This window comes from Haloplanus vescus (assembly GCF_900107665.1).
Lineage (GTDB): Archaea > Halobacteriota > Halobacteria > Halobacteriales > Haloferacaceae > Haloplanus > Haloplanus vescus.
The window spans coordinates 817,824-842,817 of the sequence record NZ_FNQT01000001.1; the positions used below are offsets into that span (position 1 = coordinate 817,824).

At 67.6% G+C, this 24,994-nt stretch carries 33 protein-coding genes; 16 read left to right on the forward strand and 17 right to left on the reverse strand.

Translation table 11 applies throughout. From position 1 onward, the window contains the following. The first annotated feature begins 16 nt into the window (after nt 1-16). Genes BLU18_RS04330 through BLU18_RS04345 form a run of 4 tightly spaced genes read left to right on the forward strand, consistent with a single transcriptional unit; the run spans nt 17 to nt 3,682 of the window. The gene (locus BLU18_RS04330) at nt 17-745 is read left to right on the forward strand and encodes a prephenate dehydrogenase/arogenate dehydrogenase family protein (RefSeq protein WP_092632005.1); all 729 of its coding nucleotides are present in this window, start codon (nt 17-19) and stop codon (nt 743-745) included. Continuing rightward, entirely contained in the window at nt 742-2,127 is a 1,386-nt protein-coding gene (locus tag BLU18_RS04335) for a small ribosomal subunit Rsm22 family protein (protein ID WP_092632008.1), read from the forward strand. Before BLU18_RS04330 ends, BLU18_RS04335 begins: the two co-directional genes overlap by 4 nt. Before the next feature lie 42 nt (nt 2,128-2,169). Then, nucleotides 2,170-2,958, forward strand: coding sequence for a 5'/3'-nucleotidase SurE (gene surE, locus BLU18_RS04340; protein WP_092632010.1), 789 nt, complete (start codon nt 2,170-2,172; stop codon nt 2,956-2,958). A 43-nt stretch (nt 2,959-3,001) separates the two neighbouring features. Further along, the gene (locus tag BLU18_RS04345; RefSeq protein WP_092632013.1) at nt 3,002-3,682 is read left to right on the forward strand and encodes a carbonic anhydrase; all 681 of its coding nucleotides are present in this window, start codon (nt 3,002-3,004) and stop codon (nt 3,680-3,682) included. A gap of 102 nt (nt 3,683-3,784) precedes the next feature. Here the strand turns inward: BLU18_RS04345 and BLU18_RS04350 are convergent, their stop codons facing one another. The 5 genes from BLU18_RS04350 to BLU18_RS04370 all read right to left on the reverse strand — a co-directional run bounded on the left by BLU18_RS04350 (nt 3,785) and on the right by BLU18_RS04370 (nt 7,321). Next, nucleotides 3,785-4,177: a type II toxin-antitoxin system VapC family toxin gene (locus tag BLU18_RS04350; RefSeq protein ID WP_092632016.1), complete on the reverse strand. Its 393-nt coding sequence runs from the start codon at nt 4,175-4,177 to the stop codon at nt 3,785-3,787. Between the two features lie 244 nt (nt 4,178-4,421). Further along, entirely contained in the window at nt 4,422-4,709 is a 288-nt protein-coding gene (locus BLU18_RS04355) for a chorismate mutase (protein WP_092632019.1), read from the reverse strand. Next, nucleotides 4,706-5,572, reverse strand: a complete 867-nt coding sequence (locus BLU18_RS04360) for a shikimate kinase (protein WP_092632022.1) — start codon at nt 5,570-5,572, stop codon at nt 4,706-4,708. Before BLU18_RS04360 ends, BLU18_RS04355 begins: the two co-directional genes overlap by 4 nt. A 38-nt stretch (nt 5,573-5,610) precedes the next feature. After that, the gene (locus BLU18_RS04365; protein WP_092632025.1) at nt 5,611-6,099 is read right to left on the reverse strand and encodes a hypothetical protein; all 489 of its coding nucleotides are present in this window, start codon (nt 6,097-6,099) and stop codon (nt 5,611-5,613) included. Nucleotide 6,100: 1 nt separating this feature from the next. Continuing rightward, nucleotides 6,101-7,321, reverse strand: coding sequence for a hypothetical protein (locus tag BLU18_RS04370; RefSeq protein WP_092632028.1), 1,221 nt, complete (start codon nt 7,319-7,321; stop codon nt 6,101-6,103). Nucleotides 7,322-7,430: 109 nt separating this feature from the next. Here BLU18_RS04370 and nth point away from each other — a divergent pair, with 109 nt between their 5' ends. Beyond that, nucleotides 7,431-8,117 (forward strand): endonuclease III, encoded by a 687-nt coding sequence (gene nth, locus BLU18_RS04375; protein ID WP_092632031.1) that lies wholly within the window; start codon nt 7,431-7,433, stop codon nt 8,115-8,117. Between the two features lie 3 nt (nt 8,118-8,120). Here the strand turns inward: nth and BLU18_RS04380 are convergent, their stop codons facing one another. Both BLU18_RS04380 and BLU18_RS14740 read right to left on the reverse strand, forming a co-directional pair. Then, nucleotides 8,121-8,600, reverse strand: coding sequence for a DUF7321 family protein (locus tag BLU18_RS04380; protein WP_092632035.1), 480 nt, complete (start codon nt 8,598-8,600; stop codon nt 8,121-8,123). Nucleotides 8,601-8,672: 72 nt separating this feature from the next. Continuing rightward, complete coding sequence (locus BLU18_RS14740) at nt 8,673-8,828, reverse strand: hypothetical protein (RefSeq protein WP_176791176.1); 156 nt, start codon at nt 8,826-8,828, stop codon at nt 8,673-8,675. A 118-nt stretch (nt 8,829-8,946) separates the two neighbouring features. Between BLU18_RS14740 and BLU18_RS04385 the strand changes: the two genes are divergently transcribed. The 7 genes from BLU18_RS04385 to BLU18_RS04415 are packed head-to-tail and all read left to right on the forward strand — an operon-like array spanning nt 8,947 to nt 13,036. After that, entirely contained in the window at nt 8,947-9,777 is an 831-nt protein-coding gene (locus tag BLU18_RS04385; protein ID WP_092632039.1) for a DUF7319 domain-containing protein, read from the forward strand. A gap of 43 nt (nt 9,778-9,820) precedes the next feature. Beyond that, nucleotides 9,821-10,450, forward strand: a complete 630-nt coding sequence (locus tag BLU18_RS04390; protein WP_092632043.1) for a halocyanin domain-containing protein — start codon at nt 9,821-9,823, stop codon at nt 10,448-10,450. Continuing rightward, nucleotides 10,451-10,837: a DUF7318 family protein gene (locus tag BLU18_RS04395; protein ID WP_092632046.1), complete on the forward strand. Its 387-nt coding sequence runs from the start codon at nt 10,451-10,453 to the stop codon at nt 10,835-10,837. Continuing rightward, entirely contained in the window at nt 10,837-11,631 is a 795-nt protein-coding gene (locus tag BLU18_RS04400) for a cytochrome b (RefSeq protein ID WP_092632049.1), read from the forward strand. The genes BLU18_RS04395 and BLU18_RS04400 overlap by 1 nt, the downstream gene beginning before the upstream one ends. A 2-nt stretch (nt 11,632-11,633) precedes the next feature. Next, nucleotides 11,634-12,404: a cytochrome b family protein gene (locus BLU18_RS04405; RefSeq protein WP_092632052.1), complete on the forward strand. Its 771-nt coding sequence runs from the start codon at nt 11,634-11,636 to the stop codon at nt 12,402-12,404. A 7-nt stretch (nt 12,405-12,411) separates the two neighbouring features. Further along, a complete protein-coding gene (locus BLU18_RS04410; RefSeq protein WP_092632055.1) occupies nt 12,412-12,771 on the forward strand; it encodes a DUF7315 family membrane protein in 360 nt (119 codons plus the stop codon). Then, nucleotides 12,764-13,036, forward strand: a complete 273-nt coding sequence (locus BLU18_RS04415) for a DUF7314 family protein (protein WP_092632058.1) — start codon at nt 12,764-12,766, stop codon at nt 13,034-13,036. Before BLU18_RS04410 ends, BLU18_RS04415 begins: the two co-directional genes overlap by 8 nt. A gap of 25 nt (nt 13,037-13,061) precedes the next feature. Here the strand turns inward: BLU18_RS04415 and BLU18_RS04420 are convergent, their stop codons facing one another. The 4 genes from BLU18_RS04420 to BLU18_RS04435 form a co-directional block, all read right to left on the reverse strand. Then, nucleotides 13,062-13,502: a DUF7313 family protein gene (locus BLU18_RS04420; protein WP_092632061.1), complete on the reverse strand. Its 441-nt coding sequence runs from the start codon at nt 13,500-13,502 to the stop codon at nt 13,062-13,064. Nucleotides 13,503-13,526: 24 nt separating this feature from the next. Continuing rightward, the gene (locus tag BLU18_RS04425; protein WP_092632064.1) at nt 13,527-14,231 is read right to left on the reverse strand and encodes an NAD(+)/NADH kinase; all 705 of its coding nucleotides are present in this window, start codon (nt 14,229-14,231) and stop codon (nt 13,527-13,529) included. A 154-nt stretch (nt 14,232-14,385) separates the two neighbouring features. After that, a complete protein-coding gene (locus BLU18_RS04430) occupies nt 14,386-15,432 on the reverse strand; it encodes a PAS domain-containing sensor histidine kinase (protein WP_092632067.1) in 1,047 nt (348 codons plus the stop codon). A gap of 35 nt (nt 15,433-15,467) precedes the next feature. After that, nucleotides 15,468-16,769, reverse strand: a complete 1,302-nt coding sequence (locus BLU18_RS04435; protein WP_092632070.1) for a M28 family peptidase — start codon at nt 16,767-16,769, stop codon at nt 15,468-15,470. Between the two features lie 161 nt (nt 16,770-16,930). On the opposite strand from BLU18_RS04435, the gene BLU18_RS04440 reads away from it, so the two are divergent. Both BLU18_RS04440 and BLU18_RS04445 read left to right on the forward strand, forming a co-directional pair. After that, nucleotides 16,931-18,097 (forward strand): thiolase domain-containing protein, encoded by a 1,167-nt coding sequence (locus BLU18_RS04440; RefSeq protein ID WP_092632072.1) that lies wholly within the window; start codon nt 16,931-16,933, stop codon nt 18,095-18,097. Continuing rightward, nucleotides 18,094-18,468, forward strand: coding sequence for a Zn-ribbon domain-containing OB-fold protein (locus BLU18_RS04445; protein WP_092632076.1), 375 nt, complete (start codon nt 18,094-18,096; stop codon nt 18,466-18,468). The genes BLU18_RS04440 and BLU18_RS04445 overlap by 4 nt, the downstream gene beginning before the upstream one ends. Here BLU18_RS04445 and BLU18_RS04450 read toward each other — a convergent pair. The 3 genes from BLU18_RS04450 to BLU18_RS04460 are packed head-to-tail and all read right to left on the reverse strand — an operon-like array spanning nt 18,449 to nt 20,871. Next, complete coding sequence (locus BLU18_RS04450) at nt 18,449-19,387, reverse strand: alpha/beta fold hydrolase (protein WP_092632079.1); 939 nt, start codon at nt 19,385-19,387, stop codon at nt 18,449-18,451. The genes BLU18_RS04445 and BLU18_RS04450 overlap by 20 nt on opposite strands. Nucleotides 19,388-19,411: 24 nt before the next feature. Beyond that, nucleotides 19,412-20,461, reverse strand: a complete 1,050-nt coding sequence (gene meaB / locus BLU18_RS04455; protein ID WP_092632083.1) for a methylmalonyl Co-A mutase-associated GTPase MeaB — start codon at nt 20,459-20,461, stop codon at nt 19,412-19,414. Further along, nucleotides 20,458-20,871: a cobalamin B12-binding domain-containing protein gene (locus BLU18_RS04460; protein ID WP_092632086.1), complete on the reverse strand. Its 414-nt coding sequence runs from the start codon at nt 20,869-20,871 to the stop codon at nt 20,458-20,460. The genes meaB and BLU18_RS04460 overlap by 4 nt, the downstream gene beginning before the upstream one ends. A 90-nt stretch (nt 20,872-20,961) precedes the next feature. Here BLU18_RS04460 and BLU18_RS04465 point away from each other — a divergent pair, with 90 nt between their 5' ends. Next, nucleotides 20,962-21,159 carry a hypothetical protein gene (locus BLU18_RS04465; RefSeq protein WP_092632089.1) on the forward strand — a complete coding sequence of 66 codons (198 nt, stop codon included), beginning with the start codon at nt 20,962-20,964 and terminating at the stop codon, nt 21,157-21,159. Next, a complete protein-coding gene (locus BLU18_RS04470) occupies nt 21,150-21,692 on the forward strand; it encodes a hypothetical protein (RefSeq protein WP_092632092.1) in 543 nt (180 codons plus the stop codon). The genes BLU18_RS04465 and BLU18_RS04470 overlap by 10 nt, the downstream gene beginning before the upstream one ends. Before the next feature lie 3 nt (nt 21,693-21,695). Here BLU18_RS04470 and BLU18_RS04475 read toward each other — a convergent pair whose 3' ends face one another. The 3 genes from BLU18_RS04475 to BLU18_RS04485 are packed head-to-tail and all read right to left on the reverse strand — an operon-like array spanning nt 21,696 to nt 24,932. Continuing rightward, nucleotides 21,696-23,537 carry a S9 family peptidase gene (locus BLU18_RS04475; protein ID WP_092632096.1) on the reverse strand — a complete coding sequence of 614 codons (1,842 nt, stop codon included), beginning with the start codon at nt 23,535-23,537 and terminating at the stop codon, nt 21,696-21,698. A 24-nt stretch (nt 23,538-23,561) separates the two neighbouring features. After that, nucleotides 23,562-23,828: an MTH865 family protein gene (locus BLU18_RS04480; RefSeq protein WP_092632099.1), complete on the reverse strand. Its 267-nt coding sequence runs from the start codon at nt 23,826-23,828 to the stop codon at nt 23,562-23,564. 42 nt (nt 23,829-23,870) lie between these two features. Next, the gene (locus tag BLU18_RS04485; RefSeq protein ID WP_092632102.1) at nt 23,871-24,932 is read right to left on the reverse strand and encodes a glycosyltransferase; all 1,062 of its coding nucleotides are present in this window, start codon (nt 24,930-24,932) and stop codon (nt 23,871-23,873) included. Between the last annotated feature and the right edge of the window lie 62 nt (nt 24,933-24,994).

Consider the following 24,994-nt stretch of genomic DNA (forward strand, 5'->3'; position numbering starts at 1 on the left):
GGCGGAAGCCACGCGCATGGATATGCTGGTGGTCGGCGCAGGCGAGATGGGCCGTTGGGTCGCCCGCACCGCCGACCGACCGGTCGCGGTCACCGACGTCGACGCGGCAGTCGCCGAGCGGACCGCAACGGCACTCGACGGCGTGCGGGCGGTGCCGGCGGACACGGCGGAGACGTTCGACATCGTCTGTCTCGCGGTGCCGATTTCGGTCGTCGAGGAGGCCGTCTCGCGCTACGCCGACAACGCCGAGCGAGCGATGTGTGACGTGTCGGGCGTGATGCGCGCGCCCGTCGCGGCGATGCGCGCAGCGCTGCCGGAGCGCGAACGCGTCTCGCTGCATCCGCTGTTCGCGGCAGCGAACGCCCCCGGCAACGTCGCCGTCGTCGCCGACGCCGCCGGGCCGGCGACGGACGCACTCCGGGCCGACCTGCGGGCCGCGGGCAACAACCCCTTCGAGACGACCGTCGAGGAACACGACACGGCGATGGAGACGGTGCAGGCGGGGGCTCACACCGCCGTACTGGCGTACGCTCTCGCCGCCGCGGACGTTCGCGAGGAGTTCGCGACGCCCGTCTCCGAGACGCTGGACGACCTCGTCACGACGGTGACCGACGGCACACCGCGGGTGTATCGGGAGATTCAGGAGACCTTTGAGGGCGCCGACCGGGTCGCCGACGCCGCCCGCCGCGTCGCCGACGCCGAGGGCGACGCGTTCGACGACCTGTATCGGGAGGCGAGCGAATGATCGACCGCGACGCCGTCCGGTCGAACGCCAAGTACCTGCGGCAGGTCCGCCCCATCGACCCCGACGAGATTTCGGAGTACATCGAGGGGACGCCCCACCCGGCGGTGGTCCGGCGCGTCCTCCGAGAGGAGGCGTACGACCTCGGCCTGTTCGAACGCGACGACGGCACGTTCGTCCCCGTCTCCGAGGAGCCAGCGCCCGACCCCGGCTGGCGCCCCGAGCAGTTGCCCGACCGCTACGCCAACCGAGTGGAGGACATGCTGGTCGAGCGCGACGGAGTCAACTGGCACCGCGACGAGTCGGGCGAGCGACTCCGTGAGGTGATTCGCCGGCTGAAGGAGGACTACTACCACAAGAATCCCGTCGAGTACGACCGCGAGGTAGCGCTCGGCTACGCCATCTATCACCTGCCGGACTACTACGCGGCCGCGGGCTACGCCCTCGACGACCTTGTCGAGCAGTCGCTGCTCCCCCGCCGCCTCCGCGTCCTCGACATCGGTGCGGGCGTCGGCGGCCCGGCGCTGGGCCTCCACGACTACCTGCCCGACGACGCCCTCGTGGACTACCACGCCGTCGAACCCAGCGCCGCCGCGGACGTGCTCGATGACTTGCTCGACGAGACGCGGCAGAACTTCCGCCCGACGATACACCGCGAGCGCGTTGAGGAGTTCGACTTCGAGGACACCTACGACCTGATTCTCTGTGCGAACGTGCTGAGCGAGCTCGACGACCCGGTCGCAGTGGTCGAGGACGGCCTCGACGCCCTCGCGGACGACGGCACCCTACTGGCGCTCGCCCCTGCTGACCTCGAAACCAGTACCGGCCTCCGGTCGGTGGAGCGGTCGGTGGCGGACCGAGCGACGGTGTACGCGCCGACGCTTCGCCTGTGGCCGGGGATGGAGCCGTCCGACCGCGGGTGGTCGTTCGACGAGTGCCCACAGATAGAAGCGCCCGCGGTCCAGCGCCGCCTTGACGACGCCGGCGGCGAACCCGGCACCTTCCGCAACGAGCGCGTGAAGTTCTCGCACGTCCACCTCCGGACGGACGGCACGCGGCGCCTTGACGTGCGCGCCGACCCGTCGCGTCACGCCCGGATGGCGGACATGGAAGACCACGTCACCGACCGCATCGACCTGCTCGCGGTGAAGCTCAGTCGCAACCTCGCCGAGGACGGGAACCCGCTCTACAAAATCGGCGACGGGAGCGAGCAACTCGAACACTACGCGGTGGTGACCCGAGAGTCGGGGCTGAATCGTTCGCTCGGCGAGGCCGACTACGGCGCCGTCTGCCAGTTCGAGAACGTCCTCGCGCTCTGGAACGACGACGAAGGGGCGTACAACCTCGTTGTCGACGCGGAGGCGGTCGTCGATATCGTCGGTTGACGGAAGCGGTGCGCCTTTCTCGCCCGAATCCAACGGGAGGATATGGACGACCCACACGTTCTCCTGACGAACGACGACGGCATCGACTCCGTCGGCTTTCGCGCCCTCTACGACGCGCTGTCGGAGTTCGCGGAGGTGACCGCCGTCGCCCCGAGCGGCGACCAGAGTGCCGTCGGGCGGGCGATGTCCCGCGAGGTCGAAGTCACGGACCACGACCTCGGCTACGCCATCCACGGGACGCCGGCGGACTGCACGGTGGTCGGCCTCGAAGCGCTGTGTCCGGACGTGGACATGGTCGTCGCGGGCTGTAACCGCGGCGCCAACCTCGGAGCGTACGTCCTCGGGCGTTCCGGCACAGTCAGCGCCGCCGTCGAGGCGGCCTTCTTCGACGTGCCCGCCATCGCCGTCTCGCTGTACGTTCCCGGCAGCGACGGCGAGTGGCAACACGCCGCCGACCAAATCGAAGATTACCGGAACGCCACCGAGGCGACGACCTACCTCGTCGACCACGCCCTCGACGCCGGCGTGTTCGATCAGGCCGAATATCTGAACGTCAACGCCCCCATCTGGAGCGAGGGCGACGACCTCGCACCGCTGGAGATTACGGAGCCCTCGACGCTGTACGACATGCGAGCCGACCGCGACGGCGAGCGCATCAGCCTCACCGACAACGTCTGGGCGCGGATGCGCGACGGCGACCTCCCGGACCCCCAAGGGACCGACCGCCGGGCCATCGTCGAGGGCCGGGTCAGCGTCTCGCCGCTCACCGCCCCGCACACGACCCAGCACCACGAGGCGCTGGACGCCCTCGCGGAGACGTATCGGGACTGACGCGGGGAACCACTATGGTCGCGGGCGCGGTACTGCCCACCCCATGCATCAGACGGTGGTCGACCTCCTGCGGGGAAACGCGGCCCACGCCGAGGCGTTCGACGCCCGCTTCGACGACGTGCAAGAGGCCCAGCATCCGAACGCCGTCACGGTGTGCTGTGCCGACTCCCGAGTCTTGCAGGACCAGATGTGGGACAACGACGAACCGGGCGAACTCTTCACCTGCAGCAACATCGGCAACCGCGTGCGCCAGTCGACGGAGTCGGGGCCCGTCGTCACCGGTGACGTGCTCTTTCCGCTCCAGTATTTCGACACGGACGTCGCCGTCGTCGTCGGACACACGGGGTGTGGCGCGGTCACGGCGGCGTACGACGACCTGACCGAGGGCGTGGACGTGTCGCCGGGCGTCCGGCACTGTCTCGATTCACTGACCCCACATCTCGCGTCGGCGCTCGACCGACTCCCCGAGGGGTTAGACCGCGCGGCGACGGTCAACCACCTCGTCGAGTACAACGTCGACCGACAGATAGAGACGCTCCGCCAGAGCGACGAGGTGCCCGACGGAGTGGAACTCGTCGGCTGTGTCTACGACTTTCAGGACGCGTACCCCGGGCGACGGGGTGAGGTGTACGTCGTCAACGTCGACGGAGAGCGACGCGTCGACGAACTTCGGCGTCGGCACTTGGCCACCGACGGGCGAATCTACCGGTTCTGGGAGTATTGACGCGTTATCGGCTCTCTCGCTGGTCAGCCTTTCTCAGGGAGTAGACTGATGTGACAGAGACGGCGCTGATTACCGGTTTTCACCGCCTTCTCCGAATCAACGCTAGTCAAGCAGCTCTGCCGGTGGGACGGCACCGTTATCCAGCAGTTCGCCGTCGAACGTGACCAGCGTCGCGTCGATATCCTCGGCAAGGGCGAGAAGGACGCAATCGAGCGTGTACAGTAGCGTGTCTTGCTGCAGACTGTACGCCGCGATCTGGTCGCTGATTTCCGGTGCGTAGATGTCGACGTTTCGGTAGACGTCCGTCAGTATCTCCTCAACACGCTCCTGTTCTACGCGTTTCTTCTTCGCCAACACCGATCGAATCTCCATCAAATTGAGAATCGATGTACAGAATTCGTGACTCTCGTTCAGGAGTTCGGTCGCTACGTCGCCCCGGCCCGGTTCGTCTGTGAGGCTGGCGACGAAAACGTTCGTGTCGACGAACACCTTCATCGACGTTCTCGTGTTTCGCGTACCGCCGCGACGGAGTCGATATCGACATCAGCCAGTCGTCCCGACAGCAGGTCGCCGAGCTTATTCCCTGACTCGTCGTCTCTGTCGTTCTGTCGCGACCAATCCGGCGGCGTCGCGTAACTCCCCATACTGGCGAGTACAGGAGATGATCATAAATCAGTTTGGCCGGTCCCACGCTGTCCCTGATTCGGTGACAGTCGTGAGCGTTCGGGAGTGTCTCGTCCTATCGCGACTCCCGCTGCTCAACTTTGTTCAACTCGATGAGCAGCCGGAAAATCGCCTTCACGAGGTTGTCGTCGACGTCGAACGCCTGCGCGTTCTCCCCCGCGCGCTCCATCACGCGCGCTTCCTGTGACTCGTCGGTCGTCGGCAGGTCGCGCTCCTCTTTCACCTGCGCGACGGTGCCCGCGACGTACGTGCGGCGGGCGATGAGTTCGACGAGTTCGCGGTCTATCTCCTCTATCTCTTCGCGCAGCTCTGCGAGCGACATGTCCTCAGTCGCGTCGGTCATTCTATCACCCATGCGCCGTCCGTTCGTGTTGTCGTCAGCCATGTGTCTCCCTCTCGTTGTTCCCACTGGTCGCGGACGCGTTGCAGTCCGTCTCGGTCGCCGACAGCGACGACGCTCGGGCCGGTGCCCGAGAGCGACACGCCGTCGACGTGTGGCATCGCCTCCACAGCAGGGTCGGTCGGGAACCCGAGCGCCGCGGAGAAGGCTAGCCCGTTGACCGTCATCGCCTCGCCGTAGCGGCCGTCGAGCGCCAAGTCGGCGACGAGGTCCGCCATCGGCGCCACCTGCTCGCAGCGCTCAACGTCGGCGTCGGCGCTGAACGCCCGTTCTGGCGGCGTCCAGACGAGGGCGTCCCAACCGACCGTCTCGTGAGCGAGCAGGTCGTCGGCCGTGTTGTCGGTGACGGTGACGCCGCCGAGCATACTCGCGCTCGCGTCGTCGAACGCGCCGGTGACGGTGACGCCGGCGTCGCGGGCCGCGGCGACGCCGATGCGACAGGCGTCTTCGCGGTCGATGTCGGCGTCCTCGCCGACGGGGACGTCGAGCGCCGAGAGCGTCGCGAGCACCGTCGCGTTCGCGGCGGCGCTCGAACTCTTCAGGCCGGCGGCCATCGGCACGTCGCTCTCGGTGCGGACGTGCCCGCCCTGCCCGTCGCCGAAGCGGTCGACGACGCGCTCGACGCAGCGTCGAATCAGGCGCGTGTCGCCGTCGGGCGCGCCGGCAATCTCGCCGTCGACGCGCCCCGAGTCGTCGAGTTCGACCCGTGCGGTCGTCTCCGCGTCGATGGCGAACGCCGATCCGACGCCCGTCGCGAGGGCGTTCAGGACCGTTCCGGCCCCGAGTGCGACGGCCTCACCGTGCATATCGCTACCCCCGGGGACCGGACAGTTATGTGTGCCGGTTACCGGACGAACTGCGACCCCAGCGCACCCGCGCCGCCGCCCGCGGCCGTCGTCGCGACGCCGGAGAGGAGGAGGGGACCGGTGGCGGCGCGGAGCGAGTACACCTGCTCGGTTCCGGGGCCGGAGAGTAGCGAGACGCCGAGGACGCCGAACCCGGCCATGACGAAGAAGCCGACGAGTGCACCGCCGGCGCTGACCGACGCCGCGGCGCTCCAGTCGACGAAGCGCGACCCCGAGAGGAGGCCGAGCACCGTCGCGAGGATGGGCCCGGTGAGAAAGAGCGTCACCGTGATTTGAAACACCGAGAGCGCGAGGAAGACGGGACCGAAGGTGTCCGGGTCGGACCCGGTCGCGCCGGTGACGAACTGCGTGCGCGCCCAGTCGCCGGCGACGAAGCCCACGAGGCCGAGGGCGACACCGACGAGGGCGAAGGTGCCGACGATGAGGCCGGCCTGTCGCGTCGGCGAGGGGAGCGACCGCCCCGACACGCTACCGCCTCCAGAGCCACAGGCGGTCGAGCGGGTCGGTCCAGTCGAGGCGTTCCTCCCACGCCACCTCGGAGGGGGCGGCGACGAGGACGAACGGCCCCGCCTGAATCAGGAAGGCGTAGACCACGTCGCCGTCGGCGTGGTAGTAGACGCGGTGCCACGTCTCGCGGCCGAAGGAGTACTCCCCCTCGCGGCTGACCGCCGTGTCGAGCAGCGTCTCGACGGCGGTGGCCGCGGCGGCGACGCTCTCGTATCGCTGGATGAACAGCGACGTGTGCTCGTAATCGAGGGGGTCAAGGTCGGCCGGCTGGTCCTCCTCGTCGGGGATGGCGTGGCTGACGACGTACGCAAAGCCGGTTCGGCCGGTGGCCTCGCCGACGGGGTCGAAGTCGACACGTTGCTGTGCGAGCAGTTCGGCGCCCCTGTTGCGGTCGGCGCCGGCCGGCGTGCCGGGCACGTCGCCGAAGGGGTCGCGTTCGAGGTGTTGAGGGCCATTGTAGGCGTAGCCCGAGTAGTCCGCCGAGTGATGGAGTTCGAAGAGGCCGGGGTCGGCCTCGTCGTCGTCATCGTTGTCGTCTGAGCCGGCGGTCTCGTCGTGGAGGTGGCGATAGAGCTCGGCGTCGATCTGTCGGTCCGAGAGGACGCGCCGGACGAACAGGGGACTGCGAATCCCCGAGAGGTAGTCGTAGAGGCGTTCGAGCTCCTCGTCCACGCGGTCGAGGTCGCCACGATTGGCGAAGCGCTCGATGGTCGCGATGTGGTTGTCGACGGTGTCACGCATCTGCCCGGGGTGTCCGAAGTGCCCGCCGAGTTCGGTCTCGGCGGTCGCGACGGCGCTGTCGGTGGCCCGTCGAACCAGGCCGAGGCTGTCGGCGTCGAAGTCCGCGGTGGCGCGAACGCGCTGGACGGTGGCCATGGCCTTCCCGACCGACCGGCGATAGGTCTCTATCGCGTCGTCGTAAGAGGTGGCGAACCACTCGATTTCGCCGTAGACGCGCTCGGTCTCGGTCGCGAGTCGGCGGTTCGGCACCGACGGCTCGCGCTGTTGCACCGACTCGTCGTCGGCGGCGGAGTCGGGTCGCGCGCTCTCGAGTGGCGCGTCGGTCGGCGGCGGCGTCCGTGTCGCCGTCTCGGGGTACGACACGTTCGACCCACCGGACAGACAGCCGGTGAGTCCGAGTGCCGTCCCCACGCCCAGCAGTCCCCGGCGCGTCAGCTTCATAGCCGCGTCAAGGGCGGCACTCGGTAAATAAGGTGCGGCCCGGAAATCAGCGCCGAGAACGGACCGAAGCATCCGAAGACTCAACGTGGACGCGACCCCACCGCGAGCTATGGGCACGCCACTCGATTCGCGGGCCGCACAGACCGAGGAAGTGCTGGACCGACTGTACGAGGAGTACCCCGAGGCGACCATCTCGCTGAACTACTCGAACCGGCTGGAACTACTCATCGCCGTCGTCCTCTCGGCGCAGTGTACGGACGAGCGCGTCAACGAGGTGACGAGCGACCTCTTCGAGAAGTACACGTCCGCGGCGGATTTCGCGCAGGCCGACGAGAGCGAACTCGCCGACGACATCTACGGCATCACCTTCCACAACAACAAGGCGGGCTATCTGAAATCCATCGGCGAGACGCTCGTGGAGGAACACGACGGCGAGGTGCCCGACACGATGACGGAACTCACCGACCTCAGCGGCGTGGGGCGCAAGACGGCGAACGTCGTCCTCCAACACGGCCACGACGTGGTCGAGGGCATCGTCGTCGACACGCACGTCCGCCGGCTCTCGCGTCGACTCGGCATCACGACCGAGGAGCGGCCCGAAACGATTGAACGCGACCTGATGGCCCTCGTGCCCGAGGCGGACTGGCAACAGCTCACCCACCTGCTCATCAGCCACGGCCGAGCGGTGTGTGACGCGCGCTCTCCCGACTGCGAGGCCTGCGTCCTCGAAGATATCTGTCCCTCGTCGAAAGTCGACTCGGACGTGGACCTCGCGAGCGGCGAGGCGTGGGGCTGAGGCTCACAGGACGTACAGCTGAAGGTACCGCACGACGCCGATGAGGTAGGCGCCAAGCCAGAAGAGGATGTAGCCGAAGACGCCGACCCGCAATCGGCCACGCCACGCGCTCATGTTCTCGTGGAGGTCGTTCAGGTCGGCGTCGGGGTCCGGTTCCCGATAGAGGTTCGCGGCGCGTTTCGCCTGGAAGATGCGGACGATGCCCGTCAGCGCGAACGTGAGCATGGCGTAGGCCTGCAACCCCAGAACCGCGTGGAGGACGGCGAGGCCGCCGAACTGGTCGGCGAGTCGGGGGACCATCCACCCGGCGACGGGGACCGTGGTCAACACGAGGCCGACGACGATGTATCGCAAATGTCGGAGCAGGACGCGCCACGTCACCGTCTCGGTGTCGATGACTATCCACGCCCCGTAGAGGTAGAACGGAAAACTCGCGGTCACCGCAATCGCGGCCAGCGTCGCCACCGTCGCTTCGCTCACCATCGGCGGCGGTTGGGACGGCGCCGTTAAAACGGGTCCGGCTCGGAGCGGGGAGGCGCCCGGCCCGCGCCGTCGCTACGCCGGTTCGACCCGCTTGACTTCTATCCACTCGGTGCGTTGGAAATCGGAGAGACACACCTCGCAGAGCTGCTTGTCCTCGATAGCCTCGCCGTCGTCGATGTGGAGGGTGTATCGGCTCGTGGCCTCCGAGTCACAGGTAAAGCACGTCATAAGTTCCGACTAGGCCGAGCGGAGCTCCCCCTATAAACGAGCGACCTAATCGGCCACGAGCGGAGTAGTCGACGGGGGACCGTCACCCTAACGGTGGTCCCAACACAAGTCGGGTACAATGAGCGACTCGTCGGACGAGCAGGGGCGCGAGACGAGCGTGGCGGAGACGGTGGCCGACGAAGACGCCGACCTCCGCGAACGGGTCGAGGAGCGGTACGACTTCGAGGACTTCGGCCCGAGCGACATGGCGGAGATGAGCGCCGAGGAGTGGGAGGCGGCATTCGACCCCGAGACGTGGATCGTCGGCGACGAACTGCTCGACCGGGTGGAGACGGACCTCAAGCGTCGCATCGCCAGCCGCGAGGTGTTCGCCGTCCTCGAACGCGTCGAGATGGAGGGAGAGCCGCGACTGGTCGCGTACTCCGACGAGGGGTACGCCATCGTCTCGCCGGACGGGAGCGTCGAGGGGCAGGGGACGGTGCTGCGGGACGTGAAGCCGACTGTCGCACTGTGTTCGATGGACTCCTACGACGTGCGCGAGGGTCCAGAAGACGTGTCTCTCCCCGACCCCGCCGACGTGCCGGAGGGGACCGGACAGCTGGGGAACAACCTCCTGCAGCTCGTGGCGGCGTCGCAACTGGTGGCCGGCGTCGGCCTCATCGGCGTCTGGATGTTCACCGACGCCATTCCGACGCCCGGAGGGTACGTCGACCTCGTGGCGCCGCTGATGGGGTTCATCTTCATCGGCATCGGCGTCTTCCTCTTCGCCGTCGTCGCCAACGCGCGCCTCTCGGACCGATTCCGGGCCGAGGAGTTCCGCGCTCGCTTGCGCGCGGCGGGCGTCGAAGACGGCGACCGGCCGGAGTTTCTGCCGCCGCTCGACGAGTCCGACGCGGAGACCGCCGATGCGGGGGCGTCGAGCGGTGACGAAAGCGACGAAGAGGCGTGAGGAGTCGGTGGGTTTAAGCGGATTCCATCCTGAAATCCGGCGTATGAATAGGCGGGACTTCCTGAGAGTGGCCGGTGGGTCCGCCGCTGTCGGAACGGCCGCCGCCACGGCGACGCCCGCCGCCGCACAGGCGTCGTTCGGCGGCTGGATGAGCGACGTTGGTAACTACAGCGAGGTCGCCGACGCGACCGGGCAGGACGAAGTGACGATTACGGTCGGCGCACAGGGCAACGGTGGCAACTTCGGATTCGACCCCGCGGCCGTCCAGGTCGACCCTGGAACGACGGTCGTCTGGGAGTGGAACGGCGAAGGCGGTCAGCACAACGTCGTCGCCGAGGAAGGCGGCGACTTCGAGAGCGAACTCAGCTCTGAAGCTGGCTTCACCTTCGAACAGACCTTCGACTCGGAGGGCGTCGTCAAATACTACTGCCAGCCCCACCAGGGACTGGGGATGAAAGGCGTCGTCGCCGTCGGTGAGATTCCCGACTCCGGCGGTGGCGGCGGAGGCGGTGGCGGCGGCGGTGAAGTCGAACTGCACGAGCTCGGCGTGCCAATCCAGGCCCACTGGGTCGGCGCGGCGACGATACTCGGCATCATCCTCTCGCTGATATTCAGCTTCTACGTCCTGAAATACGGCGAGTCACCACACACCGGAACCGGGAGGGGAGAGTGAATGTCATCGAGTGGTAGCACCTACGGCGATATCCATCGATACGAACCGGCCCGCGAGAGCACGGCGGCAGCCATCGCCATCGTCCTGCTGACGGTCGTCGAGGTGGCCTTCGTGTTCATGTTCGCCTACGGCCTCGTGAGCGGTTGGGGCCTCACCGAGACGGGCAACATGTTCCTCGGCGCCATCCTCGCCGTCATCTTCGTCGACCTCGCGTTCATCCTCGCGCTGTATCGCAAGGAGTTCCTGCCCGACGTCGTCATCGTCAAGAAGCGGCGTCGCAAGTGGGAGGACCTCTACATCCGCGAGGAGGACGTCGACGGTGAGGCGCTCGGTGACGGGACGTGGGACACAGTCAAACGCGCAGTTTACCCGTACTACAAGCGATAATGAGCCTGGAAAAGAAAGACGAGATGGACCACGAGGGGTGGATGAAACGGAAGGATCTGACGCCCGTCGAGGCCACCTTCCTCACGGCGCTCATCTGGATGGACAAGCGACTCCGCATCGTCGACTACCTGGAGTTGCTGGAGAACCTCTACTACAAGGTCAACCTCCAGATGCCGAAGAGTCACACCGAACAGTACGACCTCGACAACAAGTTCTGGTACTGGTATCCGCTGTACGCGCTGGGGTCGTTCTCGACGCTCGCGTACATCGTCGCCGCCGTCTCCGGCGCGTTGCTCGGGTTCTACTACGCTCCCGCGCAGGCGGGTGACCCAAGCACGGCGTACAACTCGATTACGTTCATCATGACCGACCTCCAGTTCGGGTTCATGCTCCGGTCCATCCACCGGTGGTCGGCACAGGTGATGGTCGCGGCCGTGTTCCTCCACATGCTCCGTGTCTACTTCACGGGCGCGTACAAGGAACCGCGCGAACTCAACTGGCTACTCGGCATCGTCCTCATCAGCCTGACGATGGTGTTCGGATACACGGGCTACCTGCTCCCGTGGGACCAGCTGGCCTTCTGGGCCGGCCAGATCGGCGTCGAGATGTCGCTGTCCATCCCGCTGGCGGGTGAGTGGGTCGCCCAACTCCTGTTCGGCGGCTTCACCCTCAGCCAGTCGACGCTCCAGCGGATGTACATCATCCACGTGTTCCTGCTTCCGTTCGTCGTGACGACGCTGATTGCCATCCACATCGGCATCGTCTGGATGCAGGGCATCGCAGAACCCCACTAATCATGAGCGAGAACGAATCCACCACGGACGACCCCCGAACCGACGGCGGCAGCCCCGGTATCGTCGCACCTGACGACGAGACGCCGACGTGGCGCGAACGCAAAGAGCGAACGACCGGCCTCTCACGGCTCACCTACGAATACTTTGAGCGGTCCCGCCGCGAGGACCAAGACCTCCGGACCGAGTCCGACTACGTGGAACGCGACGTGCTCGCGTTCCCGACGTGGCCCCACGAGACGGTCCGCAACCTCTCCATCGCGTCATTCTTCCTCGGGATGATATTCTTCCTCTCGGCGACGATGCCGCCACACATCGGCGCGCCGGCCAACCCGAGTTCGACGCCGGCCATCATCCTGCCCGACTGGTATCTCTACTGGTCGTTCGGCCTGCTGAAACTCGGGCCGCTGAACCCCGAGCTGGCCATCCTCGGCGGGGCGAAACTCACCGCGGACCGAACCTACGGCGTGTTGGCGAACGTCGTCGTCGTCGGCTTCATCGCCATCGTCCCCTTCCTGAACAAGGGATCGGCTCGGCGCCCCGTCGAACAGCCGTTCTGGTCGGCCGTCGGCGTCGGTGGCGTCGTCTTCGCGCTGACCATCAGTCTGCTCGCGGTCAAGAACCTGATGCCGATGGACGTCCACCTGCTCTTCGACCTGACCTTCCTCCTGCCCATCGTGGCCACTACCGTCACCTATGCGGTGCTCAAGACGATGCGCGAGGGGTACATGTACGACCTGAACCGTCGGTACTACCGGCTCCGCCCGCCGAAGTAGCGCGGGCATGGCGTCACCTTCTGCCGACGACGACACCGACGGCGGGCGCGACGTCGTCGTCCCGATGCGACTGTACAAGACTGTCACCGTCTTCTCCACGCTCATCGCCATCTGTAGCGTCGTCTTCGGGTTCGTGCTCTTGGACGCCGCGACGATTCGGCTCAGCCTCCTGCGGCGCCTCGTGACCGGCGTCCTCCGAGCGGTCGGGGTCGTGGCACCGGCGTCGGTGTTGAGTGCCGTCCTCGCCGTCTTCGGCCTCGCGTCGATTGCGCTCGGCGCCGGCGTCTACGTGCTTGGAACGCGCTTCCGAGCCCCGGGAATGGGAAACGCTCAAGAGGACGGCGACGAACCCTCCGACAATGGCTGACGAATTCATCAAAGGGCTCGGCATCTTCACCGGCGCGGGCCTCGGATGGCTCGTGCTCGCGGGCTGGTACCGAACGCCGGGATTCGAGAGCACGCGCCAACTCGTGAGTCCGGTGTCGCCGAATCCGGCGAACGCGGACCTGTTCAACCTGCTCGCCATCGGCCTGATGGACGCGCTCTTCTGGTTCGCACTCCTCGGCCCCCTCGCGTTCTGGGTGCTCCTGCCGGCGCTGCGGCAGGCGCGAAAAGCGATGGACAGCGCGTAATCCGCGAAAACGAGTTTTTCCGTTCTTACACCACGAGCCGCCAGAGCGGCTGGATGAAGACGAAGAGGCTCTGGTAGCCCGCGTAGAGGAGCGCGAGGAGGGACGCCGCGACGGCGCCCTTGGGGCGCTCGAAGGTCATGTCGTTGCGAGCCTCGACCTGTCGGGACTCGAATTCGAAGAAGTCGGTGAGGAAGAGGCCGACGGCGATGACTGCCATCACCATCCCACCGTGTGGTTCGACGACGAGGAACGCGAAGGAGGCGAGGACGAGCGCAATCGTCGACAGCGAGTGCGGCAGGTATCGACTCAGGTCGTCAGCGCCATCCTCGACCCGTTGCTCGTGGACGGCGTGCGCGCGAATCCGCGTAAACATGTTCACCACCACGAGCGCCAACACGACGTGGGCGATGTACGGTTCGAGCGCGTCGAGGGCGCCGACCGGGACGGCGAACTGTAGCGGTTGCATACGTTACCTTGTACCGCTGATTCATTAGAAGTTTTCCGTTCGATTCGGCAGCACGAGGTCGACGGTGTCGACACGCTCCACGCGAAGGTCGGCCCCGCGGTCGACCGCGCCGTACCGCACCCCGTCGGCGACGAGTGCGACCGCGCCGTCGCGCTCCACCGACACCGAGAGCGGAGCGTCGGGCGCGGGGTCGACGACGTACGTCTCCGTCTCCGTCGAGAAGGGGGCGATGGGGACGACGGTGACGCCCGTCCCGGCTTCGAGGACGGCCCCGCCCGCCACGCCGGCGTAGCCGTCGCTCCCGAGTGGTGTCGCGACGACGAAGCCGTCGGCGCGGACCGACCCCAGCTGCTCCTCCCCAGTCGCGACGGCGTACTCGGAGATGCTCGCGGGCGCGTCGGTCACGAAGGTCACATCGCGGAGTGCGCGCGCGATGGCCGAGCCCTCGTGACTGAGGCCGAGGACGGGGTGGGCGTCGACGCGTCGGTCGCCGGCGGCGAGGGCGGCCACGGTGGCGTCAAGGTCGTCGCGAGCGACGCGGTGGCGACCCGCCTCGGCCGTGACGGGGAGGACGGGCGCCGAGGGTGGCTCCGTCGTCAGCGACCGGATGGCGTCGTCGCCGACGGCGACAAGGGTGTCGTGGTCGTCGTCCTCGTCGACTACCGAGCCACCGCCGACGGCGATGGCGGCCGAGTCGTCGTCGGTCCCGCCTCGAACGGCGACGTTCACCGTCGCGCCCTCCCCCCGTTCGACAGCGGTGCGTGCGGCGTGTGCCCGTGGTCACGTCGCGTCCGTCTCATGGGGGGTACGTCGACCCACGGCGTTAAAAACCTCCCCAGTGGAAGACGACCGTTCGCTCCGCGAAAGTGCAGTACCGAGCGCCTCAGTCGACACGTGGGAGTTCGACGACGAAGACGGCCCCCGTCGGTTCGTTGTCTTCGACCCAAACCTCGCCGCCGTACTGAGTGACCAGCGTGTCGACGAGATAGAGTCCGATTCCCGTTCCGGGACTGTCGAGGTCATGCTCTCCTTTCCCGAAGATTAACTCTTTGTTGTCGTCTGCGATTCCAGGACCGTTGTCGGCGATTCGAACCTCGACGCTGTCGTCGCGGACTGTACAGGACACCTCGACGCGTGGGGACTCCTTGTCGTTGTGTTGGACGGCGTTGTTCAACAGATTCCGGAAGACCGAGGAGAGCATCCTGTTCGCCACGACGTCCACGTCGGGGAGCGGGTCCTCCAAGACGAACTCTGCGTCCGGGAACGACTCCTCGCGAAGCGCCACCTCCGTCTCGAGAGTCGAGCGAAGCGACACCGGCTCCACGGAGAGCGACTCGTTCGAGACGACTGTCTCGACGTACTCGCGTGCGAGTTCGGTCAGTTCGACGACGTGCTCACCGCTGGCGAGGATTTTCTGTACGTACTCGCGGCCATCGGCGTCCACGTGGTCTTGGAGTATCTCCATCCAACCGAGCACGACGGCCATATCGTTGCGAATGTCGTGGCGGACGATTCGGTTCAGGAGTTCGAGTTCTTGCTCGCGGCGCTTTTGCTCCGTGATATCCGTACAGATGCCGACGACCTCTGCGATTTCGCCATCGTCGTCTCGGACGAGGGCTTGCTGGGTGAGGACCCACCGAATCGACCCATCCGGTTGTACGACGCGACCCTCGTACGCCTCGTCTCGGAGCCCCTGCGCTGAGGCCTCGATATTCGCACGGACACGGTCCCGGTCGTCGGGATGGATGGCATCGAGCAACACCGTGATGTCGTCCATGACCTCGTCGGGAGGGAGTCCCCAGATATCCTCGAAGCCGGCGCTGATGTAATCGAACTCGCCGGGCTCGGTCGCCGTCCAGAGTGCGACGCCATCGAGTTGGTCGAACAGCATCCGGAAATCGGTCCGTTTCCCGAGCGAAGTGTATGCCATAGTGGGCTATACACACGGACGGGAATAAAGTTCGGTCAGAACGGCCAGTCGCCGGTGACGCGCATCCCCTCGGCGTGGTCCTCGCGTTCGAGGGCGGCGGCGATGGCGTCCGGGTCGCGGTGGTCGACGTGGTCGGCGTCCGCAAGGGCGGCGACGACGCCCGTCACGAGGATGGCGCCCTCGCGGAGCGTCCGTCGCTCCAACTTGTCGAGCGTGTCGGCGCGGGTGTGCCCCCAGCCACGCCCGCGGTCACCGTCGTCGCTCGACACCAACAGCGCGGGGACGCCGCGGGCGACGAACGGCCAGTGGTCGCTGTGGGGGTGCTGGCTCGGGAGTCGCGAGACAGGGTGGCCGAAGTCGTCGGCGACGGCGTCGACCGTCTGACCGAGGGCGTCGAAGCCGTGAGTGTAGAACTGGAGCGTCCGGCCGCGTCCCACGCCATCGCAGTTGACGACCGCTTGCACGCTGTCGGCGTCGACGAGGTCGGCCTCGCGTTTCGACCCACGAAGCCCCACCTCCTCGGCGCCGAAGCAGACGACCCGGACGCGGCGGCCGAGGGGGTCGTCGCGCGCGAGGAGTGCGCGAGCGACTTCGAGGACCGTCGCGGTGCCGGCGCCGTTGTCGACGGCCCCCTCCGCGATGTCGTGGGCGTCGACGTGGCTGGTCAGATAGACCGCGCGGTCGGTGTCCGGACCGATGTCGGCGCGGACGACGCCGCTCTCGGCCGTCGGCGTCTCGCAGTCGACAGTGAGGGTGACACGGTCACCCGCGAACCGACGCGCGAGGCGGGCGCCGACCTCTCTGCTGACGCCGACGGCGGGGATGGGGCCCAGCGGCGTGTCGTCGGTGCCGACGCTGCCCGTCGGCGCGAGACAGCCCGGAACGTGGTTGCGGAAGACGAAGCCGACGGCGCCGGCCTCGACGGCGCGGTAGTACTTCTCGCGGCGGTGGATGAAGCGGTCGTAGTGGTCGGGCACCGAGGCGGAGACGAGGGCGATGGCGCCGTCCAACTCCGCGTCCTCGAAGTCCTCGGGGAGGCCGTCGCCGCAGTCGACGAGGCGACCCGCGGCGGTGTCGGCCGGACTTCGGGGGAGGGCGATACACTCGGCGTCGCCGTCGGGCGTGTCGAGATGGCTCGACCCACGAACCCAGCCCTGTATCTCGAAGTCGTCGATGTGCGCGTCGCGAGCGCCGATATCGTCAAGGGCGTCACGCGTCGCTTCCAGCGCCTCGCGTTCGCCGGGCGTGCCCGCCATCCGAGAGCCGATATCGACCAGTCGTTCGAGGTGGTCCCACCCCGCGTCGCTCGTGAACGTCTCGCCAATCCAGTCGTGCATGGGTGGTCGTCTCCATCCGCGCGACTAACGGTTTCGGTCACACGCACACGTCGAACGTCGACAGGTCGACGGACAGGTGTCGAACCCCAAACGCCCGATTTCGGGCGCGAGAGGTTCCAAATCCGGCAGGCCTTTATCTGCTCGTCCGCCTATGTGCCGGTATGACAGGCGTTCGTGTCGCCGGCGTCGGCTTGACGCAGTTCGGGCGGCACCCGGAGCGGACCGGCCGTGATTTGTTCGGCGAAGCTGCCGTGGCGGCACGCGAGGAGTCGGGCGTCCCGCCGGAGGACATCGAGGCAATCAACTACGGCAACTTCATGGGGTCGCTCTCGGAGCGACAGGGCCACCAAGCGCCGCTCATGGCCGAGATGGTTGGGGTGCGGTGTCCGGCCACGCGCTACGAAGAGGCGTGTGCCTCCGCGGGCGTCGCGGTGCGCGAGGCGGTCAAGACCGTTCGCTCCGGCGAGGCCGACGTGGTCCTCGTCGGTGGCTGCGAACGGATGACGAACCTCTCGACGGCGGCGGTGACCGAAGCGCTCGCGACGGCCGCCGACGAACTCTACGAGATTCGGGCGGGGATGACCTTCCCCGGCGCCTACGCGCTGATGCAGCGAGCCTACTTCGAGGAGTTCGGTGGGTCGCGCGAGGACCTCGCACACATCTCGGTGAAGAACCACGACAACGCCCTCCCGAACGACTACGCCCAGTTCCATCGGGCGATTACCGTCGACGAGGTGCTCGACGCGCCGATGGTCGCAGACCCAATCGGCCTGCTCGACGCCTGCCCCGTCACGGACGGCGCGAGTGCACTCGTCCTCGTCAGCGACGAGTACGCCGTCGAACACGACGTCGACGCCCCGGTGTCGATTACGGGATCGGGACAGGGCGGCGACACCCTCGCACTTCAGGACCGCGACCACCTCGCGGTCACGCCCGCGACGGAGCGCGCGGCGACCGAAGCCTACGACGACGCCGGCGTGACCGCCGGCGATGTGGACGCCGTCGAAGTCCACGACTGCTTCACCATCGCCGAGGTGATGGCGCTCGAAGGGTTGGGCTTCTACGACTCCGGCGAAGCCATCGGCGCCGCCCGCCGCGGCGAGACGACGGCGACGGGCGAGCGCCCGGTGAACCTCTCGGGCGGGCTGAAGGCGAAGGGCCACCCCGTCGGCGCCACCGGCGGGAGTCAGGTCGTCGAGATGACGCGACTCCTCCGCGGCGACCATCCGAACAGCGAACACGTCGAGGACGCGACGGTCGGCCTCACTCACAACGCGGGTGGGACCGTCGCCTCCGCCGTCGTCCACGTCTTGGAGGTGGACCGATGAGCGACGCCGGCTACGACGAGTGGCTCGACGCCATCGACGACGGTGAGGGGTACTACCTCGAATGCACGGAGGGCCACGGCTCGCTCCCGCCGCGGCGTGTCTGCCCCCACTGCGGGACGACCGACCTGAATCGAACCGCGCTGCCGTCGACGGGGACAGTCGAAACCTACACCGTCTGTTACGTGGGTGGCCCGGAGTTCGAGGACGAGGAACCCTACGCGACGGCCGTCGCCGACTTCGGCGCGGTGCGCCTGACCGGCGTCGTTCGCGGCGTCGACCCCGAGGACGTGACGGTCGGCGCGACCGTCGAGCCCCGCATCGGGACCAACCAGACGACGGGCGAGGACCTACTTACGCTCCGGACCCAATAGCCTCGCGGACTTCCGCGACGAACGCGTCGGGGTGTTCGACGTGGGGCAGGAGTTTGGCACGGTCGAAGACGACCAGCCGAGCGTCCGCCGCCTCGGCCAAGTCACGCCCCGTCGAGAGCGGGGGTAGCGTCGCGTCACGACCCCAGAGGACCGTTATGGGTATATCGAGGTCTCGAAGCGCCGCTTCGAGGTCGATGTCGGAGTTGCAGTAGCCGGCGACGAAGGAGGCGACGGCGTACCGGGCGTTCGGCTGATGGGTCGTCCGCCACTGGTAGTCGGTCCACGCGGGGTCGACGGCGTCCGGGTCGGCGTAGGCGTGGTCGGCGTTGAAGTAGCGAATCGATGGCTTCGAGACGAGGGCGTCGAAGCAGGCGGCGCCGACGACGGGCGCCCGGAGGAGTTCGCGAAGCCACGCCTTCGGTGGGTCGGGGCCGCCGACGGTGGTTGGGCAGACGAGTGCGAGGGAGTCGAGCGACACGCGCCGGTCGTCGGCCGCGCGCGCGACGTAGGCGCCCGAGAGCGACGAGGCGAGGACCGCAGGGGCGTCGTACCGAGCGAGGAAGTCGGCGACGAAGTCCTCGTAGAGCGCCGCGGAGTAGCGGAGCGGCGGGCGGTCGGAGCGACCGAAGCCCGGCAGGTCGGGGGCGACGACGTGACGGGATTCGGCGAGCGCGTCGGCGACGTGTCGGAACTCGCCGCTCGACCCCGCGGCGTTGATACCGTGGAGACAGACGAGCGTCGGGTCCGCTGGGTCGCCCAGCTCCGCGTACGCGATATCGAGTCCGCGCCAGTGATAGGTTCGTTCGGGAGCGTCGAGCGCCGGTTCGAGTTCGCCCGCGGCGTCGCGGAGGAGTCGGTCGCCGGCCGCGAGGCCGCCAGCCAGTCCCGCGACGGCGAGACCGAGGCGTTTGCCGTTCATACGTCACCTCGGGCAGCCGTGGCCTTATTCTCGGCGGCGTTCGACACAGTCCGCTAGCGGGTCGAGCACGCGGTCAACGACCGAGTAGGGGTCCGTCTCGCGGGCCTGCACCGCGTCGGCGAGTTCGTCGATACCGCCGTGGCGGTCGAGCTCCGTCTCCAGCAAGTCGGCGGCGTCGGCCCGTAGCAACTGCCGAATCTCCTCGGCGTAGCGCGTGTGCGCGCGCTCGTCGAGTTCACCCGTCTCTCGGAGGTGGGCGCGATGGTCGTCGAGGGCGTCTATCAGGTCGTCGACGCCCTCGCCCTCGGTGGCGACGGTTTCGAGGACGCGCGGGTCCCACGCATCGTCGCTGTCGTCGTCGCCGTCGACCGAGTCGTGCGTTTCCAGGCCGTGATGCCCGCCACCGCCGGTCGACCCGTCGCGCAGGTGGAGCATCTCGCGGAGGTCGGTGACCGTCGTCGCCGCGCCGTCCATGTCGGCCTTGTTGACGACGAACAGGTCGCCGATTTCGAGGATGCCCGCCTTGAGCATCTGCACGTCGTCGCCGCTGCCGGGTTGGACGAGGACGACGACGGAGTCGGCGGTCCGGACCACGTCCACCTCGTTCTGCCCGGCGCCGACCGTCTCGACGATGATGCGGTCCTTGCCGAAGGCGTCGAGGGCGGTGATGGCGTCGGCCGTCGCCGTCGAGAGGCCGCCGAGTTGGCCGCGGGCGCTCATCGACCGGAAGAACACGTCCATGTCGCCGACGTTGGAGGCCATCCGGATGCGGTCACCGAGGACGGCCCCGCCGGAGTAGGGCGAGGAGGGGTCGACGGCGATGACGCCGACAGTCAGGCCCGCGTCGCGGTAGGCCTTGGCGAGTTTGTCCACCAGCGTCGACTTCCCGGCACCTGGACTGCCGGTGACGCCGACGACCGCGGTGCCGTCCGTGTGCCCGTGCAGCGCCGATACCAGGTCGCGGTAGCCCGGCTCTCGGTTCTCGATGGTCGTGATGGCGCGGGCGAGCGCTCGATGTTCGCCGTCGAGGACGCCCCTCACCAGGTCGTCCACGTCGACGCGCGCCTCGCTCATCGGTCGACGTGCTCGCGGACGAAGTCGATGGTCTCGCTCATGGGCGTCCCCGGGCCGAACACCTCGGCGACGCCCGCTGCTTTCAGGTCGGAGCGGTCCTCGTCGGGGATGATGCCGCCGACGAGGATGAGGGTGTCCTCGAAGGCGCCGTAGGATTTCAGGCCCTCGATAACCTTCGGCACGAGCGTATTGTGCGCGCCGGAGAGGATGGAGATACCGAGTACGTCCACGTCCTCTTGGACCGCGGCCTGGACGATTTCCTCGGGGGCGCGGTGTAGCCCGGAGTAAATCACCTCGAACCCGGCGTCGCGGAAGGCGCGCGCGATGACGTGTGCCCCACGGTCGTGGCCGTCGAGGCCGACTTTGGCAACGAGACACCGGATGGCCCGCTGTTCCTGCCCCGTACTCATGCGCGACCGTTCGCCACCTGTCCGTTTGATTCTAACGGACCCCCCAATCGGGACCTACCTTTATATCCAACAAGATTGTTAACGAAAGACATGCACCGACGCACACGGCTTGTCGGAGCGGGGGCGACGGTGGTCGCCGCCGTGCTGAGTATCGTTTCGACCGTTCTCGCACTCGTCCGAACCGGGTTGACGACACACGCCGACCAACTCGGCTGGTCCGAGACCACCGAATCGACACCGACGGTTGACGCCGCCGAGGTGAAGGGAGGTGCGTCGCCATGGGTCTGATCGACGCAATTCGGTCGCTGCTCGGGCTGGGTGGTGGGTCGACGACGGAATCCGAACCAGCACCCGAACCCGAGACGGAGGCAGAACCCGAACCCGACGGCGAGGAAGAGGCCGAAGCGGAGGAGGAAGAGGAGGGCGACGAGGACATGCCCACGAAGGACCTCGCCGCCGCCGCGGACCCGCGGCGACGTGACGGGGAAGAGAATACCGTCGCCAACCGCGCCGAGAATCCCGAAGACCACGAAGCCGAAGCAGAGGAGGAAGAGGAGGGCGACGAGGACATGCCGACCAAGGACCTGGCCGCCGCCGCGGACCCACGGCGGAGCGAAGACGAGGCGAACACCGTCGCCAACCGCGCGAAAAACCCCGACGACCACGAGGCGGAGGAGGCCGAAGCGGAGGACGAAGACGAGGGCGATGAGAATATGCCGACCAAGGACCTCGCCGCTGCCGCCGACCCGCGGCGGAGCGAGGACGAGGAGAACACCGTCGCCAACCGCGCCGAGAATCCCGACGATCAGCGCGCGACGTAGGCGCTACTCAGCGGCCAGATGCGTATCGAGGAACTCCGCAATGGCGGCGTAGGCCTCGATGCGATTCTCCAGTTTCGTGAAGCCGTGTCCCTCGTCCTCGAAGACGAGTTCGCGGACCGGCACGCCCGCCTCGCGGGCGCCCTCGACGACCTGTCGAGCCTCGCTGACGGGCACACGAGGGTCGTTCTCGCCGTGGAGGACAAAGAGCGGTGCCTCGACGTTCTCGATGTGGTTGATGGGGCTGATTGATTCGAGCAGCTCGCGGTCTGCATCGAGCGAGCCGTACTCGGCTTCGCGGAGTTCGCGCCGCCAGTCGCCCGTGTTTTCGAGGAAGGTGACGAAGTTGGCGATGCCGACGACGTCGACGCCAGCCGCCCAGATATCTGGATAGGTCGTCAGCGCGGCGAGCGTCATGAACCCGCCGTAGGACCCACCCATGACCGCGATGCGGTCCGGGTCGACCGCAGGGTGGTCGTGAAGCCACTCGGCGCCCGCCTTCAGGTCTGCCACCGAGTCCATCCGCTTGTCCACGTCGTCGAGGTGGGTGTAGGCCTTGCCGTACCCCGTCGACCCACGGACGTTGGGTTCGAAGACGGCGTACCCCCGCGAGAGGAGGTACTGTTTCACCCGTCCGAAGGAGGGGCGGCGCTGTGATTCCGGGCCGCCGTGAACGTCGACGACGACTGGCGTCTCGCCGTGGCCCGTATCGGAGTCGGGCAGCGAGAAGAAGGCGGGTATCTCGCGGCCGTCGAAGGAGGGGTAGCGGACGAGTTCGGGCGCGACGAAGGAGTCACGCGGGATGCCCGCGGTGGAGGCGCGAGTCCAGCGTTCGGCGTCGCCGCTGCGGGCGTCGACGACGTAGACGTTCGCGGTGTCGTCGCTCCGCGTGACGGTGAGGGCGAAACGGTCGCCGTCGGGGCCGAAACTCACGCCCCCGGCGACGGAGGCTGGCAGGTCGGGCGCCGGGAAGTGGTCCAGACGCCCGGGGGCGACGAGTTCGCCGACGCCGAGTTCGGTGTAGCCGTCGACGTTGCGCGAGTAGACCAGACGACGAGAGTCTTGGTCGAGGGCGACGCCGTCCACGTTCCACTCGTCGTCCGCGAGGCCGTCCGCGTCGCCCGCGGCCGTGACGCGCGAGCGGTCGCCGGTCGCGAGGTCGATTCGCGAGAGACAGAGCGTGTCGGTGTCGTGGTCGGTGACGAGATAGACGTTCTCGCCGTCGGGGCCCCACGTGGCGCTACGATGGCGGACGGTCCCCTCGTGGGGCGTGAGGTGGCGACGCTCGCCCGTCGTCACGTCGAGGACGTACACGTCTTGGTCGAAACTGGAGTGGGATTCGGTGAGGAGGAGGCGGTCGCTGTCCGGCGCCCACCCGTTGACCGAGAGCCACCCGTCGCCCTCGAAGACGAGTTCGGCGTCGGTGCCGATGGCGTCGCGGGCCTGCACGTAGATATCGAAGACGGCGGTATCGCGGCGGTTGGCGGCGAAGGCGAAGCGGTCGCCGTCGGGGCTCCATCCGCCGAAACGGTGTTTGGCGTCGGGGTGGCGGGTCAAGTCGGTTATCGACCCGTCACCAACGTCGAGACGGTAGAGTGTCTCCTTCTCGTTGCCGCCGCGGTCACGGCCGACTATCAGTTCGGGACGTTCGGGCGACCACGTAGCGAAGGTGACGCGGTCGTCGAAGAAGGTGCGTTGCTCGGGCCACGCGCTGGGTGCATCGAGCGTCCACACCTGCGGGACGCCAGTCGTGTCCATGAGAAAGGCGAGGCGGTCACCATCCGGGCCGACCGAGGCGCCGTGGGCGCTCCGCACGTTGAGATAGCGCTCGATGTCGAACATACCCACCGTAGGTCGGCAACGACCAAAACCTTACAGTATGTCTTCGGCTTCGAGCGCCGCCATCACGTCGTCGACGAGTTCGTCGACGGAGTCGTAGGGGAAGTTCTGGTGGCCGTCGAGTTTCGATGCGAGTTCCATCGCCGACATCGAGATAGCGCCGTCGCCGGCCTCGAAGCGCGTGCCCGGCCCGTCCGGAAGCGCGGGGACGAGGTCCATCTGCCCGGTCACGGGGAAGTCGGCACCCTCGAAGGCCGTTCGGAACTGCTCGCGGAGTTCGGCCGCAACGTCGTCGCTCATGCCCGTTCGTGGATGTATCAGGCGGAAAAGCGTTCCGAAACGTCAGAACAGGCCATAATCGTCCACGGCGCGTTCGTAGCAGTCGACGTATCGGTCGAGGACTGCGTCGTGGTCGTAGGGGGCGTAGGCCTCGTTGACCGTCCACGACTCCATCGAGGCGGCCGCGGCGATTTCGTCCGCAATCTCCTGTGGCGACGTGACCAGCGACCCGCGCGGGTCCTCCTCGACGAGTTCGTGTGCCGCGGACCCCGACTGGTACTCGACGACACCGACGCATCCGCAGGCGAGCGCGCGCAACAGTTCCGTCGCGAACGGCGCCCACGTCGCCGTCTGGACGAAGACGTGCGCGCCCTTCAGAATCGGTCGCTGCGCTTCGGGGTCGAGGGCGCCGAGGAACTCGACCCGGTCGTCGATGCGGAGGTCGCGGGCAGTGCGTTCGATATCGGGACGGGCGGGGCCGTCGCCGATAATCGCTACCCTCCACTCGCGGTCACGGAGTTCCGCCATCGCCAGCAGGAACTCCTCGGCGTTGGCGTGTTCGTCGAGGTCCCGGGCGTACACCACGTCGGCGCGAGTGTCGACCGGCGCGCTCCGAATCCCAGCCATGTCGACGCTGTCGGGAAGCACGTCGATGGCGTCGGGGTCGGCGCCATACTCGCGGACGGTCGTCTCGACGGTGCGAGAGGGGACGAACACGCGGTGGGCCGAGCGGGCGGCCCGGTACCGACGCCAGGGCGGCGCCGTGTCGTCGGGGTGCGCCCACCACTCGACGACGACGGGGGTACGCCGAATCATCCCGGCCACCTTCGCGGCCGACACCGCGAGATACGGATCGGTGGCGACGTGGATGACGTCGGGCGCGAGGCCGTTGAGGACGAGTGGGAGTCTGGCGAGAAACGCTCGCGGCGCCGGTTCGGCGGTGACGCGGCGGTACGTGACGCCCTCGAAGTCGAAGGCCGGGTGGTCGCCGTCCCACCACTGCGTACAGCAGACGGTCACGTCGTGGCCGCGCGCTGCCAGTCGCTCGGCGACGCCCCGCATCCGCCGAGCGTTCCAGTCGTCGCCGTGGTGGGCAGTCGTCGTCGCGACGAACGCGATGCGCACACGCAGGGCCACGACGGACCGGACAAAAAGTCCTTCTGTCGACCGGTCGACGGGATTGAGGG

What these genes read in the sequence shown, in the direction of transcription:
- BLU18_RS04445 (WP_092632076.1), top strand. Translation starts at nt 18,094, where the DNA reads ATGAGCGACGCCGGCTACGACGAGTGGCTCGACGCCATCGACGACGGT.
- BLU18_RS04440 (WP_092632072.1), top strand. Translation starts at nt 16,931, where the DNA reads ATGACAGGCGTTCGTGTCGCCGGCGTCGGCTTGACGCAGTTCGGGCGG.
- BLU18_RS04370 (WP_092632028.1), bottom strand. Translation starts at nt 7,321, where the DNA reads ATGAAGCTGACGCGCCGGGGACTGCTGGGCGTGGGGACGGCACTCGGA.
- BLU18_RS04355 (WP_092632019.1), bottom strand. Translation starts at nt 4,709, where the DNA reads ATGACCGACGCGACTGAGGACATGTCGCTCGCAGAGCTGCGCGAAGAG.
- BLU18_RS04430 (WP_092632067.1), bottom strand. Translation starts at nt 15,432, where the DNA reads ATGGCATACACTTCGCTCGGGAAACGGACCGATTTCCGGATGCTGTTC.
- BLU18_RS04385 (WP_092632039.1), top strand. Translation starts at nt 8,947, where the DNA reads ATGAGCGACTCGTCGGACGAGCAGGGGCGCGAGACGAGCGTGGCGGAG.
- BLU18_RS04335 (WP_092632008.1), top strand. Translation starts at nt 742, where the DNA reads ATGATCGACCGCGACGCCGTCCGGTCGAACGCCAAGTACCTGCGGCAG.
- BLU18_RS04345 (WP_092632013.1), top strand. Translation starts at nt 3,002, where the DNA reads ATGCATCAGACGGTGGTCGACCTCCTGCGGGGAAACGCGGCCCACGCC.
- BLU18_RS04405 (WP_092632052.1), top strand. Translation starts at nt 11,634, where the DNA reads ATGAGCGAGAACGAATCCACCACGGACGACCCCCGAACCGACGGCGGC.
- BLU18_RS04395 (WP_092632046.1), top strand. Translation starts at nt 10,451, where the DNA reads ATGTCATCGAGTGGTAGCACCTACGGCGATATCCATCGATACGAACCG.
- BLU18_RS04450 (WP_092632079.1), bottom strand. Translation starts at nt 19,387, where the DNA reads ATGAACGGCAAACGCCTCGGTCTCGCCGTCGCGGGACTGGCTGGCGGC.
- BLU18_RS04460 (WP_092632086.1), bottom strand. Translation starts at nt 20,871, where the DNA reads ATGAGTACGGGGCAGGAACAGCGGGCCATCCGGTGTCTCGTTGCCAAA.
- BLU18_RS04480 (WP_092632099.1), bottom strand. Translation starts at nt 23,828, where the DNA reads ATGAGCGACGACGTTGCGGCCGAACTCCGCGAGCAGTTCCGAACGGCC.
- BLU18_RS14740 (WP_176791176.1), bottom strand. Translation starts at nt 8,828, where the DNA reads ATGACGTGCTTTACCTGTGACTCGGAGGCCACGAGCCGATACACCCTC.
- BLU18_RS04360 (WP_092632022.1), bottom strand. Translation starts at nt 5,572, where the DNA reads ATGCACGGTGAGGCCGTCGCACTCGGGGCCGGAACGGTCCTGAACGCC.
- BLU18_RS04410 (WP_092632055.1), top strand. Translation starts at nt 12,412, where the DNA reads ATGGCGTCACCTTCTGCCGACGACGACACCGACGGCGGGCGCGACGTC.
- BLU18_RS04465 (WP_092632089.1), top strand. Translation starts at nt 20,962, where the DNA reads ATGCACCGACGCACACGGCTTGTCGGAGCGGGGGCGACGGTGGTCGCC.
- BLU18_RS04400 (WP_092632049.1), top strand. Translation starts at nt 10,837, where the DNA reads ATGAGCCTGGAAAAGAAAGACGAGATGGACCACGAGGGGTGGATGAAA.
- BLU18_RS04350 (WP_092632016.1), bottom strand. Translation starts at nt 4,177, where the DNA reads ATGAAGGTGTTCGTCGACACGAACGTTTTCGTCGCCAGCCTCACAGAC.
- BLU18_RS04330 (WP_092632005.1), top strand. Translation starts at nt 17, where the DNA reads ATGGATATGCTGGTGGTCGGCGCAGGCGAGATGGGCCGTTGGGTCGCC.
- BLU18_RS04435 (WP_092632070.1), bottom strand. Translation starts at nt 16,769, where the DNA reads ATGCACGACTGGATTGGCGAGACGTTCACGAGCGACGCGGGGTGGGAC.
- nth (WP_092632031.1), top strand. Translation starts at nt 7,431, where the DNA reads ATGGGCACGCCACTCGATTCGCGGGCCGCACAGACCGAGGAAGTGCTG.
- BLU18_RS04390 (WP_092632043.1), top strand. Translation starts at nt 9,821, where the DNA reads ATGAATAGGCGGGACTTCCTGAGAGTGGCCGGTGGGTCCGCCGCTGTC.
- BLU18_RS04420 (WP_092632061.1), bottom strand. Translation starts at nt 13,502, where the DNA reads ATGCAACCGCTACAGTTCGCCGTCCCGGTCGGCGCCCTCGACGCGCTC.
- surE (WP_092632010.1), top strand. Translation starts at nt 2,170, where the DNA reads ATGGACGACCCACACGTTCTCCTGACGAACGACGACGGCATCGACTCC.
- BLU18_RS04470 (WP_092632092.1), top strand. Translation starts at nt 21,150, where the DNA reads ATGGGTCTGATCGACGCAATTCGGTCGCTGCTCGGGCTGGGTGGTGGG.
- meaB (WP_092632083.1), bottom strand. Translation starts at nt 20,461, where the DNA reads ATGAGCGAGGCGCGCGTCGACGTGGACGACCTGGTGAGGGGCGTCCTC.
- BLU18_RS04380 (WP_092632035.1), bottom strand. Translation starts at nt 8,600, where the DNA reads ATGGTGAGCGAAGCGACGGTGGCGACGCTGGCCGCGATTGCGGTGACC.
- BLU18_RS04415 (WP_092632058.1), top strand. Translation starts at nt 12,764, where the DNA reads ATGGCTGACGAATTCATCAAAGGGCTCGGCATCTTCACCGGCGCGGGC.